This is a genomic window from Exiguobacterium sp. s16 (genome assembly GCF_018618115.1).
GTDB classification, from domain to species: Bacteria; Bacillota; Bacilli; order Exiguobacteriales; family Exiguobacteriaceae; genus Exiguobacterium; species Exiguobacterium mexicanum_A.
On sequence record NZ_JACSLM010000002.1, the window covers coordinates 542266 to 557942 of the forward strand.

Annotated in this window: 15 protein-coding genes; 12 read left to right on the top strand and 3 right to left on the bottom strand. The window is 53.7% G+C overall.

Annotated features, from left to right (window positions below):
• The first annotated feature begins 29 nt into the window (after positions 1-29).
• The gene (locus KNP86_RS06300; RefSeq protein WP_114166232.1) at positions 30-1193 is read left to right on the top strand and encodes a THUMP domain-containing class I SAM-dependent RNA methyltransferase; all 1164 of its coding nucleotides are present in this window, start codon (positions 30-32) and stop codon (positions 1191-1193) included.
• 162 nt (positions 1194-1355) lie between these two features.
• Here KNP86_RS06300 and KNP86_RS06305 read toward each other — a convergent pair whose 3' ends face one another.
• The gene (locus KNP86_RS06305) at positions 1356-2231 is read right to left on the bottom strand and encodes a DNA/RNA non-specific endonuclease (RefSeq protein WP_214753255.1); all 876 of its coding nucleotides are present in this window, start codon (positions 2229-2231) and stop codon (positions 1356-1358) included.
• A 279-nt stretch (positions 2232-2510) separates the two neighbouring features.
• Here KNP86_RS06305 and KNP86_RS06310 point away from each other — a divergent pair, with 279 nt between their 5' ends.
• The 6 genes from KNP86_RS06310 to KNP86_RS06335 all read left to right on the top strand — a co-directional run bounded on the left by KNP86_RS06310 (position 2511) and on the right by KNP86_RS06335 (position 7016).
• Positions 2511-2693: a hypothetical protein gene (locus tag KNP86_RS06310; RefSeq protein WP_034777673.1), complete on the top strand. Its 183-nt coding sequence runs from the start codon at positions 2511-2513 to the stop codon at positions 2691-2693.
• A gap of 68 nt (positions 2694-2761) precedes the next feature.
• Positions 2762-3667, top strand: a complete 906-nt coding sequence (locus KNP86_RS06315) for a Gfo/Idh/MocA family protein (RefSeq protein WP_214753257.1) — start codon at positions 2762-2764, stop codon at positions 3665-3667.
• Positions 3668-3726: 59 nt separating this feature from the next.
• Positions 3727-5145, top strand: coding sequence for an alanine/glycine:cation symporter family protein (locus KNP86_RS06320; protein ID WP_034777671.1), 1419 nt, complete (start codon positions 3727-3729; stop codon positions 5143-5145).
• Positions 5146-5252: 107 nt separating this feature from the next.
• Positions 5253-6074 carry a YihY/virulence factor BrkB family protein gene (locus KNP86_RS06325; protein ID WP_034777670.1) on the top strand — a complete coding sequence of 274 codons (822 nt, stop codon included), beginning with the start codon at positions 5253-5255 and terminating at the stop codon, positions 6072-6074.
• A 79-nt stretch (positions 6075-6153) separates the two neighbouring features.
• Positions 6154-6708: a hypothetical protein gene (locus tag KNP86_RS06330; RefSeq protein ID WP_034777669.1), complete on the top strand. Its 555-nt coding sequence runs from the start codon at positions 6154-6156 to the stop codon at positions 6706-6708.
• Between the two features lie 14 nt (positions 6709-6722).
• A complete protein-coding gene (locus KNP86_RS06335) occupies positions 6723-7016 on the top strand; it encodes a hypothetical protein (protein WP_233004283.1) in 294 nt (97 codons plus the stop codon).
• Positions 7017-7167: 151 nt separating this feature from the next.
• Here KNP86_RS06335 and putP read toward each other — a convergent pair whose 3' ends face one another.
• Together putP and KNP86_RS06345 are read right to left on the bottom strand one after the other, a co-directional pair.
• Positions 7168-8649, bottom strand: a complete 1482-nt coding sequence (gene putP, locus KNP86_RS06340) for a sodium/proline symporter PutP (RefSeq protein ID WP_214753258.1) — start codon at positions 8647-8649, stop codon at positions 7168-7170.
• A 356-nt stretch (positions 8650-9005) separates the two neighbouring features.
• On the bottom strand, positions 9006-9983 hold the full coding sequence (locus KNP86_RS06345; RefSeq protein WP_034777667.1) for a D-alanyl-D-alanine carboxypeptidase family protein: 978 nt from the start codon (positions 9981-9983) through the stop codon (positions 9006-9008).
• A gap of 201 nt (positions 9984-10184) precedes the next feature.
• Between KNP86_RS06345 and KNP86_RS06350 the strand changes: the two genes are divergently transcribed.
• From KNP86_RS06350 to KNP86_RS06370, 5 genes are all read left to right on the top strand, one after another.
• Positions 10185-11717 carry an FAD-dependent oxidoreductase gene (locus KNP86_RS06350; RefSeq protein WP_214753260.1) on the top strand — a complete coding sequence of 511 codons (1533 nt, stop codon included), beginning with the start codon at positions 10185-10187 and terminating at the stop codon, positions 11715-11717.
• 66 nt (positions 11718-11783) lie between these two features.
• Entirely contained in the window at positions 11784-13250 is a 1467-nt protein-coding gene (locus KNP86_RS06355) for a carboxypeptidase M32 (protein WP_034777664.1), read from the top strand.
• A gap of 11 nt (positions 13251-13261) precedes the next feature.
• Positions 13262-13975 carry a glycerophosphodiester phosphodiesterase gene (locus tag KNP86_RS06360; RefSeq protein ID WP_214753262.1) on the top strand — a complete coding sequence of 238 codons (714 nt, stop codon included), beginning with the start codon at positions 13262-13264 and terminating at the stop codon, positions 13973-13975.
• Between the two features lie 252 nt (positions 13976-14227).
• Positions 14228-15025, top strand: coding sequence for a DUF4397 domain-containing protein (locus KNP86_RS06365; RefSeq protein ID WP_214753264.1), 798 nt, complete (start codon positions 14228-14230; stop codon positions 15023-15025).
• The gene (locus KNP86_RS06370) at positions 14973-15611 is read left to right on the top strand and encodes a class F sortase (protein ID WP_353048154.1); all 639 of its coding nucleotides are present in this window, start codon (positions 14973-14975) and stop codon (positions 15609-15611) included. The genes KNP86_RS06365 and KNP86_RS06370 overlap by 53 nt, the downstream gene beginning before the upstream one ends.
• The last annotated feature ends 66 nt before the right edge of the window (positions 15612-15677 follow it).

Sequence of the window (15677 nt, forward strand, 5' to 3'; positions counted from 1 at the left end):
GGAGTTACACTATAGAAAGTAGGGATAGTATGGCAAAACGTAAACTGATCGCCACCGCGGCGATGGGCATCGAGGCTCTCGTCGCCAAAGAAGTACGTGACCTCGGCTACACGTGTGAGGTCGAGAACGGACGCGTCTATATCGACGCGGAGATGGAGGACATTCCACGTCTCAACCTTTGGCTCCGGACGGCCGACCGCGTCAAGCTCGTCGTCGCCGAGTTCAAAGCGACGACGTTCACGGAACTGTTCGACGGTGTCGTCGAACTGCCTTGGACGGATCTCATGCCGTGGGACGCCCGGTTCATCGTCGACGGCCGCTCGGTCAAGTCGAAGTTGTTCTCGATCCGCGACTGTCAGAAGATCACGGAGAAGGCGATTGTCGACGCGATGCAACGCGGATACGACAAGCCGGGCGAGTGGCTTCCGAAGACAGGCGCGTACTATCCAATCGAAGTCGCCTTGTTGAAAGATGTGGCGACGATCACGATCGACACGTCAGGTGACGCGCTTCACCGTCGCGGGTACCGTGAGCTTCACTCACAGGCACCGCTCAAAGAGACGATGGCCGCGGCGATGATCCAGCTGACGAACTGGAAGCCGGACATGCCGTTCTATGACGTCTTCACCGGTTCTGGGACGCTCGCCATCGAGGCGGCGCTCATCGGTCGCAACATCGCACCTGGTCTCAACCGTGAGTTCTGTTCACAAGACTGGCCGTGCGTACCGAAGAAAGCTTGGTATGAGGCAATCAATGAAGCGAACGAGAAAGCGGAGTGGGACAAACCGCTCAAAATCTACGGCATCGACCTCGACCCACGCATGGTCAAGCTCGCCAAGGACAACGCCGAGCTCGCTGACGTCCGTGACGCCATCACGTTCGTCCACAGCGACGCGGCTGCCTTGAAGCCGAAAGAAGAGTACGGTGTCATCATCGGTAACCCGCCATACGGCGAACGGTTGCAGACCGAGGAAGAGATCATCGACCTGTACGAGCGGATCGGCCAGCAGTTCGCCAAGTATCCGGGCTATAGCGTCTACATGTTGACGAGCTATGAGGACTTCGAGAAGGCGTACGGCCGTCCGGCGACGAAACGCCGTAAGCTGTACAACGGAAATATTGAGACGCAGTACTACCAGTTCTTCGGTAAACGTCCGCCGAGACGCCCTGTTGAGTCGACTGACTCAAAATAACAATTGGTCGAAGGATCGTAGACACTCGTCTATGGTCCTTTTTTGCTTGATTTTATGTCTTACAATCTCATATCGACTCGCCATAAAAAAACGCTCTCCCTTTGGTCAGGAAGAGCGTGACGTCGATGATTCTTTCATATCGTTGTGGGTGATGCAAATAGCTTATTCCCCGACCATCCCGTCGCCATCATTGTCATGCATGTAAGGATAGAGCCAATGATCACTGGTGATCGGCATGCTGAACCCGGCATCTTTCGCTTCTTGGATCGTCACCTGGCCGTTTCCGTTCATATCGATGCTCGCGACGTCACCGTCTTCAGACACGGTCTCGGCTTCAGTCGCACTCTCGGTCAGCCCGAGCGACTCGTTCACCTCGTCCGGGTTCACGTTGTCGAACGAATCGGTAATGACATTTCCTTTGACAGTGTATGTGTACTCATAGTGTGAAGGGATTTGTGTCTCCGTATCCGGATAGGTGATGATGGCCTCGAAGTCGGTGGCCCCGCCTGCGCTCCGGATCACGCTCTCCATGTACGCCTGGTCCCCGTGGCGGTTGAGCGTGCTGTCTTGCGGAGTGATGTTGAAGGCGTTCGAGACGCCGCCGAGCGAATCGGCGATGACGTGCCCTTCGTCGAGGTCGCGATGCTCGACACCAGGCACTTTCGCCTCGTCTGAATAATAGCGACCCGAAGACGTGACGTCCTCGATCTCATCATCTTGCAAGACGATCTCGTCGGCGAGCACTTTCACGAGTTGTCCGTGCTCGTTCGTGAACGCCCAGTACTCGCGTTCCCCGTATCCGATATCGACGACGACATTATTCTCGCGGTCGCCTGACAAATCTCCACCCTCGACTTCAATCAAGTCGTAGCCCGTGAAGTAATCGTTCGTTCCGGTCTGGTCAGGGGGCTCCGTCTCAACAGTAACCTGTTCCTGAGGTTCCGTCTTCGACTCGGGATTCGGTTCTGTCTCGTTCGTGCAACCAGCCAACAACAGCATGGCCAGCGGGAAGGCAAGATAAGTAAGATTGTTTTTCATGTTAAAACTCCTATGTCTTTTATGCATACTTGTCCATTCTAGGAATCTTCGCCCACATTTACAAGCAAACGGATTGGAGGCGGTTTTAATCGTGCTTCCGACAAACGAGACAGATTTTGTCACAGATGGGGGAGGCGTCGCCCTAGGTACGAATGGTACAATGGGTGAGAACGGGTCGAACAGGGGGCTCTCGAGCGATTTGAGTCGCACACCCGAGGCGTTTCAATCATTTCGTTTCAGGCTATACATACGTATACATTGCTTGAGAGGAGACGTGTCATGCAGACATATACGATTGAATATGCGTTTCAAGATAAGGAACAGACGACACGAACGTGTGAAGTCGAGCTCGACCGGACGCCAGATTTAAAGGATAATGAGCAACTCGCCGACCTATATCAAATCGTGTCGGATGCGATTCGCAAGCCGATCACGAGTTTTGAGATTCTTGCCGTCCATTAAGTGAACCATCGACCCCGGGCGTACGCCATGGGGTTTTGTTCAGTCGATCGAAGAGGAGAGATGTTGAAATGAAGATCGTGGTTGTTGGGTTAGGGGATGTCGCTAAAAAAGCGTATTTACCGGTTTATGCCGGATTAGAAGGGGTGGACGTCTATCTCGTCTCGAGAGATGAGGCGAAAGCGGGGCAGCTCGTCGACAAATACCGATTCAGCGGCCATTACCGGTCGTTACAAGACGTGCCGCTCGATGAGGTGGATGGCGTGTTGATCCATTCGACGACGTCGGCCCACGCGGACCAGGTCGGCTACGTGCTCGAGCGGGGCGTCCATGTGTTCATCGATAAGCCGGTCACGTTCTCGCTCGACGAGACGGAGCGGCTCGTGCGGCTCGCGGCAGACAACGGGGTCGAACTCGTCACCGGCTTCAATCGTCGTTTCGCGACGGCGACGGCGGCCTTGAAGGAAGTCACGGACCAAAACCTCGTCCTCATTCAAAAGAACCGCACGTATCAACCGGCGACGCTCCGAGAGTTCATCATCGAGGATTTCGTCCACGTCGTCGACACGCTCCGTTACTTGACGGGGCTCGCACCGGTTGAGAATTTGTCGGTGCGGACGCGCTATGAAGGAGAGACGCTGAAACAGTTGCAGATTCAATTCACGGCGGATGGGATCGAAGCGCTCGGGATCATGAACCGCGACAACGGTTGTACGGAAGAAGTGATGGAAGTGATGTCTCCGCGTCTGAAGCGGGTGTCCCGCGACGTCGAGCGCGTGTATGACTTCACGCGCGACGGCATGCTCGAGCGGGCTCTGAGTCCGTGGGAGTCGAACCTTATGCGTCGCGGTTTCACGACGATGATCGATGCGTTCATCAAGCTACTGAACGGCGAACCGAACGAGTCGGTGCTCGCTGCCGATAGTCTGACGACGCATGCGCTCTGTGAACGCATACTAGAAGAGGCTTCGCGCTGACCGTCTCGTTTCTGCGGTCCGTCGAGCGGGTAATAACTCCGTAAAAGGAGGGGATGCGCATGGACATTCGCGAGCTCGTCATGCAGGCGAATGATTTGTTATGGACGTACGTACTCATTTTCGTATTGATTGCCGGTGGGCTTTATTTCACGATTCGGATGGGGTTCGTCCAGTTCCGGATGCTGCCCGAGATGTTCAAGCTGTTATTCGTCAAAGGGATCAAGCACGAAAAAGGACAAGTATCGTCGTTCCAGGCGTTCGCCATCGGGACGGCAGCACGGGTCGGGACCGGGAATATCGCCGGCGTCTCGACCGCGATCGCACTCGGGGGACCGGGTGCCGTGTTTTGGATGTGGCTCATCGCGTTGATCGGTTCGGCGTCAGCGTTCGTCGAGAGCACGCTCGCCCAAGTGTACAAAGTGCATGACGGCAAGGCGTGGCGCGGCGGACCGGCCTACTATATCGAACGGGCGCTCGGTCAGCGATGGCTCGGTATCGTGTTCGCCATTCTGATCACGTTCGCGTTTGGATTTGCATTCAACTCGGTCCAGGCCAACACGATCGCCTTGTCGGTCAACAACGTCTTCGAGATCGACACGCTTTGGATCGGGATTATTTTGGCCGTCGTGACGGGGATCGTCATCTTCGGGGGGATCCGTTCCATCTCGACACTGTCAGGGATTATCGTCCCAATCATGGCTGGCGGTTATATCTTGCTCGCCCTGTGGGTCGTCTTGACGAATTTGGAGGTCGTCCCGGCCGTATTCTCAGCCATTTTCTCAGAAGGCGTGCTCGGGTTCCGACAACTGCTTGGCGGAGCGGTCGGTGCGGCCGTCTTGCAAGGGATTCGCCGAGGCTTGTTCTCGAACGAGGCGGGGATGGGGTCGGCCCCGAACGCGGCTGCGACCGCCGAGGTCAGTCACCCGGTCAAGCAAGGTCTCATTCAGTCACTCAGCGTGTTCGTCGATACGCTCTTTATCTGTACGGCGACGGCGATGATTGTCCTCATTTCTGGCGTGCCGGGTTCTGAAGATTTCCAAGGCATCGAACTTGCCCAAGAGGCGCTCCTCACCGAGATCGGGCCGGTCGCGACATCGCTCATGACGATCGCGATTTTATTATTCGCCTTCAGCTCGATCTTGGCGAACTACTATTACGGGGAGACGAACATCGAGTTCATCTCGGAACGGAAAGTGTATCTCGTCATTTACCGGATCGCCGTCATCGGGATGGTATTGTTCGGTTCGGTCCGTTCGGCCGGGCTTGTCTGGTCGATCGCCGACATCTTCATGGGTCTGATGGCACTCGTGAACATGTACGCCATCTTCCGACTCAGTAAAGTCGCGAAACTGTTGCTTGATGATTACGTGGCCCAGAAACGAGCAGGGCGCGATCCGGTGTTCAATCGGGACGATGTCGAGCTGCCAGGGAAAGAGCACGTCGAAGCATGGGAAGCGAAACGAGAGAATATTAGTTGAGTGTAAGGCAAGGATTGACGTACAGCGCCAGTCCTGCCTTTCCTTTTTGAAACTTTTTTATTTCACATACCGCATTTATATAATAAAAATAGAAAAGAGCGCACGATATGATACAACCATTTCTTCACACATTCAAACGATTTTTTGCCGAACGATTCTTCGATCAAGCCGCGATGTTGGCTTACTATTTCATCCTGTCCACATTCCCATTTCTATTGTTCGTCCTCGGCATCGTCGGATGGCTGCCGTTCTCGAGCGGAGACGTCATCTCGGCGTTGTCCTTGGTGATGCCCGAAGCGAGTTATCGATTGTTACAAGGGAACATCGAAGCCATTTTTGATGATTCGAGACTGCGCTTGGCCTCGCTCAGCATCTTACCGGCACTTTGGATCTCGTCGATGGCCGTCCAATCGCTCGTTCGCTCCTTGAACGACGCCTATCGACTGATCCGAAACAAAGCGTTCTGGCGCGGGGTGTTGCAAGACATCGCCGTGACGCTCGCGCTCATGTTCGTCCTGCCGTTCTCGTTGCTCGTCCCGGTCATCGAGACGGCGCTACGAGAGTTGGCGACCCATATCATCTTTATCGATGACATCGTCGCCCGATATGCCCAGATTTGGTTCTACTTCCGTTGGATCATCGGGACACTCATCCTGTTCAGTGTCTTCCTGCTCGTCTATAAGTGGTTGCCGAGCCATCGCGGCACGTTCCGAGACAGCTGGGCCGGGGCGGCTTTTGCGACAATCGGCATCTTGACAGTTTCGAACGTATTCAGCTACTATTCACAGTATGCAAACTATGAACAGTTTTACGGTCAGCTCGGTGCCTTTATCATCTTGTTGATCTGGTTCTACTTGGCGGCCTCGGTCATCCTTCTCGGGGGACTTCTGAACGCCACGCTCATCGAACAAAAAGAAATATCCGGTTGACGTGTAAATCGTTGTTATCAATCTTTGATTCAGGGAATGATATCGATAAGATCACATCTTTTAATCGGAGGTGGGAAACATGGATATGCAACGGCTCGTACACAATCGTCGTTTCATCGATCAAACATTGTTTTACCTCGCCTTACAATTATGGAAGTGGGTCATGTTACTGCCGATCTTGTTCTATTTGGACGTTGAGATGAGTAGCGCTCCGTTCACCCAGTATGTGATGGTCAGTCTGTTACTGTACGTGGCCTTCCGCGTCATGCAGTACGTGATTGCCAGTCGAGCCTCTTTGATGGAGCTCCTCGAGTTCGGTTATGCGGTCTTATCACTTCTGCTCGTCCTCTCGTTACTGCTTGAAGTGGCCGCCTCACCGGGAGCCATCGCTTTGATCATTGGTGTGTTCTTGGTTCATCCGTCGCTCGCCTTGCATCATTACCGTGATTTCTCGGAGCGGAAATGGTTGAACAAACAGTTTCAACTGTTTAGCCCGATGTTACGAAAAGGTGAGATTCCGGTCCATGTGCTCGTATTGACTGAGGATGAAATCATCATCACGGCAGAGAGTGGAAAAGAATACACGTATCGACATATTTACTGGGGCGGGTTCTATATTGAAAATGTCTCATGAAGGTGGTCTAGTCATTGAATAGTATCATTGTGATGGTGTTTTGGATTGTGACGTTTATCGTATTCTTCAAAGGGGCGTTCGACATGTGGCGCGAATGGCGCACCACGAAACAACGCTCTGTGTTATATTTCTTTATCGTATTGATGCTCACCTGGTTCTGGTTCAACCCATATCAGCTGACGGCGCTACATCCGTTCGTCTTGATGGCGTACTACTGGAACCGTAACCGATGGATGCGCAATGCGATGCTCGTCCTCGTATTGGTGCCATTTTTCATTCAATTATGGTTCATGGCGAGAGCGATGTAATCGAGTCTCAAGCCCGCAGATATCATATCTGCGGGCTTTTCTTTAATGCATTGATCACGGTGATCTATAATACAAGCCGAGTTAGAGTAAAGATACGTGACCGTGCGCAACAAAAAAACGCGAGCCGTTCGGCCCGCGTTTTTGATTGATGTTATTCTTTTTTCGCAACGGCGAGTTCAGCTTCCATTTCACTGAATTCACGGTTGATTCGTTTTTGTTCACGTTGGCTCGTGAACGTGCTGACGAGAACGATGGCAAGCATACTGAGGAAGAAGCCTGGCACCATCTCATAAATCACGCTCGAGAGTCCAGTCACGATCCAAAGGATGACCGTGATGGCACCGACGAGGATACCGGCGAGGGCACCTTGGCGCGTCATCTTCGTCCAATAGAGCGACAAGAGAATCGCTGGACCAAAGGCTGAGCCGAAGCCTGCCCACGCATAGCCGACGAGCGTCAAAATCGTGTTCGACGGGCTGAGCGACATGAGAGTCGCGACAACTCCGACCGTTAAAACACCGATTCGACCGGCGAGAACCATCGTCTTCTCACTTGCTTCTTTATTGAAGAACTTGCGATAGAAGTCTTCTGTCAACGCTGACGATGTCACGAGAAGCTGTGACGATACGGTCGACATGACCGCCGCTAGAATCGCAGCGAGCAAGAATCCAGTGATGAACGGGTGGAACAATACTTCTGAGAAGCGGATGAACACCGTTTCCGGGTCAGCCAGGGCATTCCCTTGACCACGGAAGTAGGCGATTCCGACTAGACCTGTCATAACGGCACCGATGATCGAGACTGTCATCCAGCCCATACCGATACGGCGTGCCGTCTTCAATGATTTCACATCACGGATCGCCATAAAGCGGACGATGATGTGCGGTTGACCGAAGTAACCAAGTCCCCAAGCGAGGAGACCGATAATCCCGAGCGTCGACGTCCCTTTAAAGAGGTCGAACAAATCCGTGTTGAGCGTCGTGGCCGTGTTGACGGCGTTTGAAACACCACCGACGTCTGTCAAAGCGACGATTGGGACGAGGACGAGCGCAAGGAACATGATGACACCTTGTGCAAAGTCTGTCCAACTGACGGCTGTGAAGCCACCGAAGAGCGTATAAAGAATGACGACGCTAATCGTCACGATGACGCCCATCTGATAGTCAAGCCCGAACGAGCTTGCGAACAACTTCCCGCCAGACACAAGTCCGGCTGACGTGTAGAACGTGAAGAAGATGATGATAACGGATGCAGACAGGATCCGTAGCCAGTTCGAGTGATCTCGGAACCGATTCTCTAAAAAGTCAGGAATCGTGATCGAGTCATTTGCCATCTCCGTGAAGACGCGTAGACGGGGAGCGACTAACAAGTAGTTCAAGTAAGCTCCGATGACCAATCCAACGGCTAACCAAATCGCTGATAATCCCGTGGCGTACATTGCGCCCGGAAGTCCCATTAACATCCAACCACTCATATCCGAAGCTCCGGCTGACATGGCGGTAACACCTGGCCCCATTTTACGGCCACCTAACATATAATCTGATGAATCGGTCGTTCGCTTATAGGCGACGTATCCGATGAGGAGCATCATCACGAGATAAAGCGCGATGGATACCCATTCTTGCCATAACATTTGATTACCTCCTGTACGTGTTCAATTGTTGTCGTTTTATCAATCGTAGTTCAATCATGTGTGAATCTCACACAAATGCGTCAAACTTGAGTGACTCGGCGAACTTGTGACTAACCATAACGGACCTACTCAATCATTGCAAACTGTCATCTTTTCATAAAAATGGCTCTAAAGCGCATTGTATCAATGGATAAGGGCTATATTTTTCATGATTAAAGTTTAAATATTCTGACAATTAGTCATGTGGGTGTTATTCCTGTGTCATCTGTTTGTCATATAACTCGTCTAATTTCTGATGTTTTAACGCAACCACCCGCTCTTCCCTGTACAGGGAAGAGCGGGTGGTTGATGTCCATTTATTCATGAGTAATGCCAAAAGCAATCTGTTCAACCGTACGCATCGTCGGGAACGTCTGTCCCGATTTAGCTTGCATGGTTACCAAAGCGTATTGTTTGCCGTCGCGTTCCATCAAGAACACCATCGTGTAGCCTGATTCGTCCGTATATCCGGTTTTCGTTGCTGTGACGAGCTTCGAATAGTGGATGCTCCGCTCGTTGATGGCCGACCCCAGGTGATACCACCAACGTCGTTTCAAATCTCCGGCCTGATCGACAAACTTCGCCTCGTATTCGTACGTCCCGGCGATGTCGACTAGCTCTGGATACGTGCCGAACGCGTAGGTGATTTTAGCCATGTCGAGTGCAGTCGTAAAGTGTTCCGGGTCGGAGTAGCCGTGCGCATTCCGAAATTGGGTCCCGGTCAACCCGAGTACTTTCGAACGGGCGTTCATCAAGTCGACGAATTCGGATGTCGAACCGCTTACGTATTCGGCGAGGCTATTGGCGGCGTCATTCCCCGACTCGAGCAACGTCGCATAGAGCGCCTGGCGGACGGTGAGCCGGTCACCGACTGCGAGATGGACGATGTGACTGTCCCACGGGATATCGAGCGTCGACTGTTTTACGGTGACGACGTCTTTGTCGAGCTCATCTTTGTCGACTGCCGTCTCATAAGCGAGGAGGGCAGTCATCAGTTTTGTCGTACTGGCAGGAAAGACGCGTTCCGATGCGTTTTTATCTACTAAAATCTGACCGTCCGTCAAATTGACGAACGCCATCGACCCGACGAGCAGATCCGGTGTCTCGGCTGCTGCAATCGGTTGATGTGTCCATTCCTTGATTGGAATCTCCGGGAAAGTCGGTCCGGATTTGACGGGGACGGCTACCGGAGCGGATGGTTCTGCTTTTGGTTCTGAGTCTTGCTTGAAGCCGATTAGGGCAGGGATGATGGCGAGTAGTCCGATCAGGGCGAGGCCGACGGTCAATCGCCTCATGATGTACGTCTTTCTACGGTGTCTGCGGTTTCGTTTCACTATGTAATCGCTCCTTCATTGTTTACTTTTCTACCATAATGGATGGAGCCTCTTGAAATCGTCATCAAAATAAAGAATCAGGTCAATAATTGACGCGTATGAAATGAAGTGGAATGGGTATACACAATAACAGACACTCAACCCACTAAAGGAGGCACCTTCATGCATCGTTATCCATTCACCAATTCCCTGTGGCGTCAACACGACGAGACCGTACCGTATCCAAAGTTAGAAAGCTCGGTCTCATGTGACGTCGTCGTCATTGGAGCGGGCATCGCCGGGCTCGTGACAGCCTACGAACTACAGCGACGCGGTAAACAAGTCGTCCTGCTCGAGGCGGCCGAGGTCGGACGGGGGACGACCGGTCATACGACGGCGAAATGTTCCGTGCAGCACGGGACCGTTTACTCCAAATTGATTCGAACGTTCAATCATGAGACGGCCCGGCTTTATTATGAGTTCAATCAAGAGGCCCTTCGCTATTTGCAGGACCAGGTCGCGGACGGTTTCGACATCGATTACGAGACGAAAGATTCTTACTTATATTCTATCGACGGATCGAGCCAACTCGTCGCCGAACGGGAGGCATATGAGCAGCTCGACCTCGCAGGCGGGGACGCGACGGAGGAAGTGAATGCCGCGCTCCCGCTCCAAGTGAAACAGGCCCTTGTCATCCGGGACCAAGGCCAATTCCACCCGGTCAAGTACTTGAACGAGCTAGCCGTTCGTTTCGTTGAGGCGGGCGGTCGACTCCATGAGAAGACGCGGGCGACTGAGATCAGCTCCGGACCCCGACCAATCGTCACGACATCGACGGGGCGGCGGGTCCAGGCGAACCAAGTCGTCGTCGCCACCCATTACCCGTTCAATGATATCCGGGGACTTTATTTCTCGAAGTTCGAGGTCGAACGCTCTTATATCGTCGCTTGCGAGACCGAGCAAAGCGTACCTGAGGGGATGTATTTGAGCGTCGATTCACCGAGTCGGTCGTTCCGTACGTTCCAGGAAGGGGAGAAGACGTACATGCTCGTCGGAGGGGAGGGTCACTTGAGTGGTCACGTGACGGAGACGCGCTCGCGTTATAACCGGCTCGACCGGTTCGCCCATGACGCGTTCGAAACGAAGAAGGCCAGCTTCCGTTGGTCCTCACAAGACTTGATCACACTGGACCATCTCCCCTATGTCGGACAGATGTTTAGCCGGGAGCCGGATGTGTTCGTCGCGACGGGATTCGCCAAGTGGGGGATGACGAACGGGATCGCCTCGGGGCTCCTCTTGGCTGATCTGTTGACCGGTCAGGACAATCGCTTCCGAGAACTATTAAATCCACTTCGTTCCAAGTTCAAGCCGGCGGATGTCGGTCAGTTCTTGAAAACGAACCTCGACACGGCGACCCAGTTCGTCAAAGGTTCACTCGAGAAACCGGGTACGCTCGACGACCTGCAGCTGGACGAGGGAGGCATCGTCCAAGTCGACGGCAAGAAGGTCGGCGCCTATCGCGACCTCGACAACGAATGCCATCTCGTCTCGACACGGTGCACGCATATGGGCTGCACGGTCAATTGGAACGACGCCGAACGCTCGTGGGATTGCCCTTGCCACGGGTCACGGTTCGATACGAAAGGGAACGTGTTGGAGGGACCGGCGACGAAGCCGCTCTCATATGAGCAGAAAACCGATGTGTCGAAAGAATAGGCAACTTCCTTCGTCTATATTAAAGTAAAGAAGTAACGATATAACTGTCATAGGGGTGGAATCAGAATGGAACTAACAAAGCAGTGGCGTGACCATTTCAAACAATTGCGTGCCTTCGATGAGGCGATTTCTTTACTATACTGGGACATGCGCACCCAGATGCCGGAACAATCGGCACCGCTTCGGGCCGAGACGATCGGCTATCTGTCGACCGAGGCGTTCAAGCGCCAGACGAGCGAGTCGTTCAAAGACTTGCTCGCGCAAATGACCGAGACCGAGGAATTGACGCCGATTGAAGTCCGATCGGTCGCCGTCGCCAAGACGCAGTATGAGCGGAACGCTAAAATCCCTTCATCGGAATATCAGGCGTACGTGACGCTAGTCTCTGAAGCCGAGACGGCATGGGAGAAAGCGAAGGACCAGGATGACTGGCACATGTTCGCCCCATATCTCGAGAAGATCATCGGGTTCCAACGCAAGTTCGCCGAGTATTTCGGCTACGAGTCTCACCCGTATGATGCTTTGCTGTACGACTATGAACCTGGCATGACGGTCGTACAGCTCGATGCGTTGTTCCAGACGCTCCGGGACGAACTCGTCCCGCTCATCCGCGAATTGCCGGAACCTGTACAAGGACTCGACTGGGCGATGGACAAGTCGGTCCAACAGCGGTTGTGCGAGGATTGGATGCGTGTCGTCGACTACGATTTGACACGGGGCCGACTCGACGCGACGGTCCATCCGTTCGAGATCACGATCAACCGGCGCGACGTGCGCATTACGACAAAATATGACGAGGCCGACTTCCGCAACGCCTTGTTCGGGACGATGCACGAAGCGGGCCATGCCACGTATGAGCAACAAATCGACTCGGAACTCGACGAGCTCGGGCTCGGAGGCGGGGCCTCGATGGGAATCCATGAATCACAGTCGCTCTTCTTCGAGAATTTTGTCGGGCGAAGCGAAGCGTTCCTGAAGAGCGTCTATCCGCGTCTTCAAACAGAACACCCTGCGCTTCAGGACGTTTCTTTCGAGACGTTTTATGCCGGGGTGAACGAGGCAAAACCCTCCCTCATTCGAATCGAAGCGGACGAGTTGACGTATAGTCTGCACATCATCATCCGCTATGAGCTCGAAAAGAAACTGATCCAAGGCGATCTTTCGGTCGAGGAATTACCAGAGGCATGGAACGCGCTGTATAAGGAATATCTCGGTGTCGATGTCCCGAGTGATGCGAAAGGCGTCCTGCAAGACGTGCACTGGGCCGGCGGTTCATTCGGTTACTTCCCAAGCTATGCACTCGGCTTGGTCTATGCCGCCCAATTGACAGAGGCGCTCCGTGATGCCCATCCAGAGTTTGAATCGCTCGTCAGCAGTGGCGAGTTCGGCCCGATCAAACAGTGGCTCGAAGACAATGTCCATCGTCATGGGAAGGCGCTCACCCCGAACGAATTGATCAAACAAGTGACCGGGGAAGACATCTCGGTACGTCCGCTCGTCCGCTACTTGACGAGCAAATATAAAACGAACTGAGGCGAATACAGATGAGATTCTTCGCGCATCGAGGAGTGATGGACCGCCATCCCGAAAATACGATGACAGCGTTCCGGGCTGCACTCGAGGCAGGGGCAGATGGGATTGAAGCGGACGTTCATCTGACGAAAGATGGACGTCTCGTCCTCATCCATGACGAGACAATCGATCGGACGACAGATGGTCAAGGGCGGATCGCCGATATGACGCTATCAGAACTGAGAGCGGTCAATGCGGGCGTCACGTTCGCGGTCCACGAGCAGATTCCGACGCTAGATGAACTGTTCGATTTGTGTCAAGGGACGTCGGTGGTACTGAACCTCGAGGTCAAGACCGATATCGAACGGTATCCCGGGATTGAGCAGCGCCTTGTCGATACAATCCGTAACCGACGTGTCCCTGTTGAACAAGTCGTGTTCTCTTCATTCAATCATGCGACGCTCAAACGTTTGAAACGGTTGGCGCCAGACATCGAGTGTGCGGTGCTCTTGGCCCAACCTCTCTATGACCTTGTGGCGTACTGTGCGAAGGTCGGGGCGACCGCCGTGCATCCGAACGTCCGGACGATGACCGATGAGGAAATCCTACAGCTTCAAACAAAAGGGCTCGCCGTGCGTCCCTATACCGTCAAGACGGTGCATGACCTCGAACGGTTTCGCCGGCTCGGGGTCGATGCGGTGTTCGTAAACGACATCGACTGGGCCAAAGCACATTCAACCCCGTAACGTTACGCGTTGCGGGGTTTTTAAATTAAGGTGAAGGGGAAGTGTGGGTAATGTAAAGAAAGCGGTTTCTTCTCGATGTGCCCAGCGGCATATTCAGAGCACACCGTCACCTTTACGCCATTGCTCCGTTGTCTTAAATTTAAGATGTCACCAGCTACATAGCAATCAGATGTAGCACACTTTGCAGCACGCATCAAACTTGTCGTACGCAGTCAATCGGTCAACCCAAGCAGAAAAAGGAGGAAATTTCACATGAAGAAATTGATGTCTTTACTTGGTACACTCGCCTTGGCGTTCGCACTCATCGTACCGGTCAGTGCGGATGGACACGAGAACGCGATGGTACGTGTACTCCATGCTTCACCTGATGCACCGGCGGTAGATGTCTACGTCAACGGTGAAGTCGCAGTCGAAGGCGCAGAGTTCAAAGCGCTCACCGACTATTTGACACTCCCGGCTGGAGATTACAATGTTGAGATCAAGCCGGCAGGTGATGCCGAGACGGTCGTCGTTGCGGCAGACCTCTCGATCGAAGCAGGCAAGTTCTACACAGCGGCAGCAATCGGCCAACTTGAAAACATCGAGATCGCAGCAATGGAAGACGATGCGAACTTTGAAGACGGTAAATCGAAAGTCCGTGTCGCTCACTTCTCACCTGACGCACCTGCAGTCGATGTAGCCCCTAAAGGTGGCGACCCGCTCTTCTCGAACCTTGAGTTCAAAGCAGTCAGCGACTATGGCACACTCGACGCTGGCACGTATGACCTCGAAGTTCGTCCGGCCGGCGCGACTGACGTCGTGAAGGCACTTGACGGTGTTGCCCTCGAAAGCGGCAAAAACTATACGGCGTTCGCCATCGGACTCCTTGAAGGCGAACCAGCGTTTGAAGTCCTCCTTGCAGCAGACGGCGGTGAAATGGCCGGAGCTCCAGAAACAGGACAAGGCGGTCTCGCTCAGACAGCATCAATGAACTGGTTGCTCGCAGCAGCGGTCCTTGGTGCAGCAGCAGCTGGCTTCTACGTCTTTCGTCGTCAGAAGCAAGACGCTTAAGCTTCTCTTGATCGGAACGCTATCGTTCCTTATGATCGCACCGGGCGCGGACGCACCGGACGCGGACTCGAAACTGACGACCGTCGGTTTCGCCGACCCGCTCGTCCTGTCAGCGACCGAGATCGATCGTCAATCTTTTCACACAGATACGTTCGTCCCAAAACGACTGAAGATTCCGTCAATTGATGTCGATGCCGTCATCCAACCGGTCGGGAAAGACCGACTCGACCGGATGGATACGCCGACAGACGCTGATGAGGTCGGATGGTATCGTTACGGGGCCAAAGCGGGTGCGACGGGTAACGTCGTACTATCCGGTCATCTCGATGACCTTCGCGGACCGGCCATCTTCGCAAACCTTGGCGAACTGCGCCTCGGAGAATCGGTGACGCTCCAGCGTAGCAAAAAGGTGATCGAATATGAAGTCGTCTCCGTCGAACGGTACCGACTCGAAGACGTTCCGCTCGCCTCGATCTTTGCGGCGACCCAAGCGACACGGCTTCAGCTCATCACATGTGCGGGCCCGTATGACCCGGAACACGGATATCGTGACCGGATCGTCGTCACGGCAATCGCCAAAGCATGAACGAAAAACCCTCGATCAAGGCAACTGCCCTGACCGAGGGTTTTTCGTTTGTAGGACGACACAAGA

What these genes read in the sequence shown, in the direction of transcription:
- KNP86_RS06300 (WP_114166232.1), top strand. Translation starts at nt 30, where the DNA reads ATGGCAAAACGTAAACTGATCGCCACCGCGGCGATGGGCATCGAGGCT.
- KNP86_RS06305 (WP_214753255.1), bottom strand. Translation starts at nt 2,231, where the DNA reads ATGAAAAACAATCTTACTTATCTTGCCTTCCCGCTGGCCATGCTGTTG.
- KNP86_RS06310 (WP_034777673.1), top strand. Translation starts at nt 2,511, where the DNA reads ATGCAGACATATACGATTGAATATGCGTTTCAAGATAAGGAACAGACG.
- KNP86_RS06315 (WP_214753257.1), top strand. Translation starts at nt 2,762, where the DNA reads ATGAAGATCGTGGTTGTTGGGTTAGGGGATGTCGCTAAAAAAGCGTAT.
- KNP86_RS06320 (WP_034777671.1), top strand. Translation starts at nt 3,727, where the DNA reads ATGGACATTCGCGAGCTCGTCATGCAGGCGAATGATTTGTTATGGACG.
- KNP86_RS06325 (WP_034777670.1), top strand. Translation starts at nt 5,253, where the DNA reads ATGATACAACCATTTCTTCACACATTCAAACGATTTTTTGCCGAACGA.
- KNP86_RS06330 (WP_034777669.1), top strand. Translation starts at nt 6,154, where the DNA reads ATGGATATGCAACGGCTCGTACACAATCGTCGTTTCATCGATCAAACA.
- putP (WP_214753258.1), bottom strand. Translation starts at nt 8,649, where the DNA reads ATGTTATGGCAAGAATGGGTATCCATCGCGCTTTATCTCGTGATGATG.
- KNP86_RS06345 (WP_034777667.1), bottom strand. Translation starts at nt 9,983, where the DNA reads ATGAGGCGATTGACCGTCGGCCTCGCCCTGATCGGACTACTCGCCATC.
- KNP86_RS06350 (WP_214753260.1), top strand. Translation starts at nt 10,185, where the DNA reads ATGCATCGTTATCCATTCACCAATTCCCTGTGGCGTCAACACGACGAG.
- KNP86_RS06355 (WP_034777664.1), top strand. Translation starts at nt 11,784, where the DNA reads ATGGAACTAACAAAGCAGTGGCGTGACCATTTCAAACAATTGCGTGCC.
- KNP86_RS06360 (WP_214753262.1), top strand. Translation starts at nt 13,262, where the DNA reads ATGAGATTCTTCGCGCATCGAGGAGTGATGGACCGCCATCCCGAAAAT.
- KNP86_RS06365 (WP_214753264.1), top strand. Translation starts at nt 14,228, where the DNA reads ATGAAGAAATTGATGTCTTTACTTGGTACACTCGCCTTGGCGTTCGCA.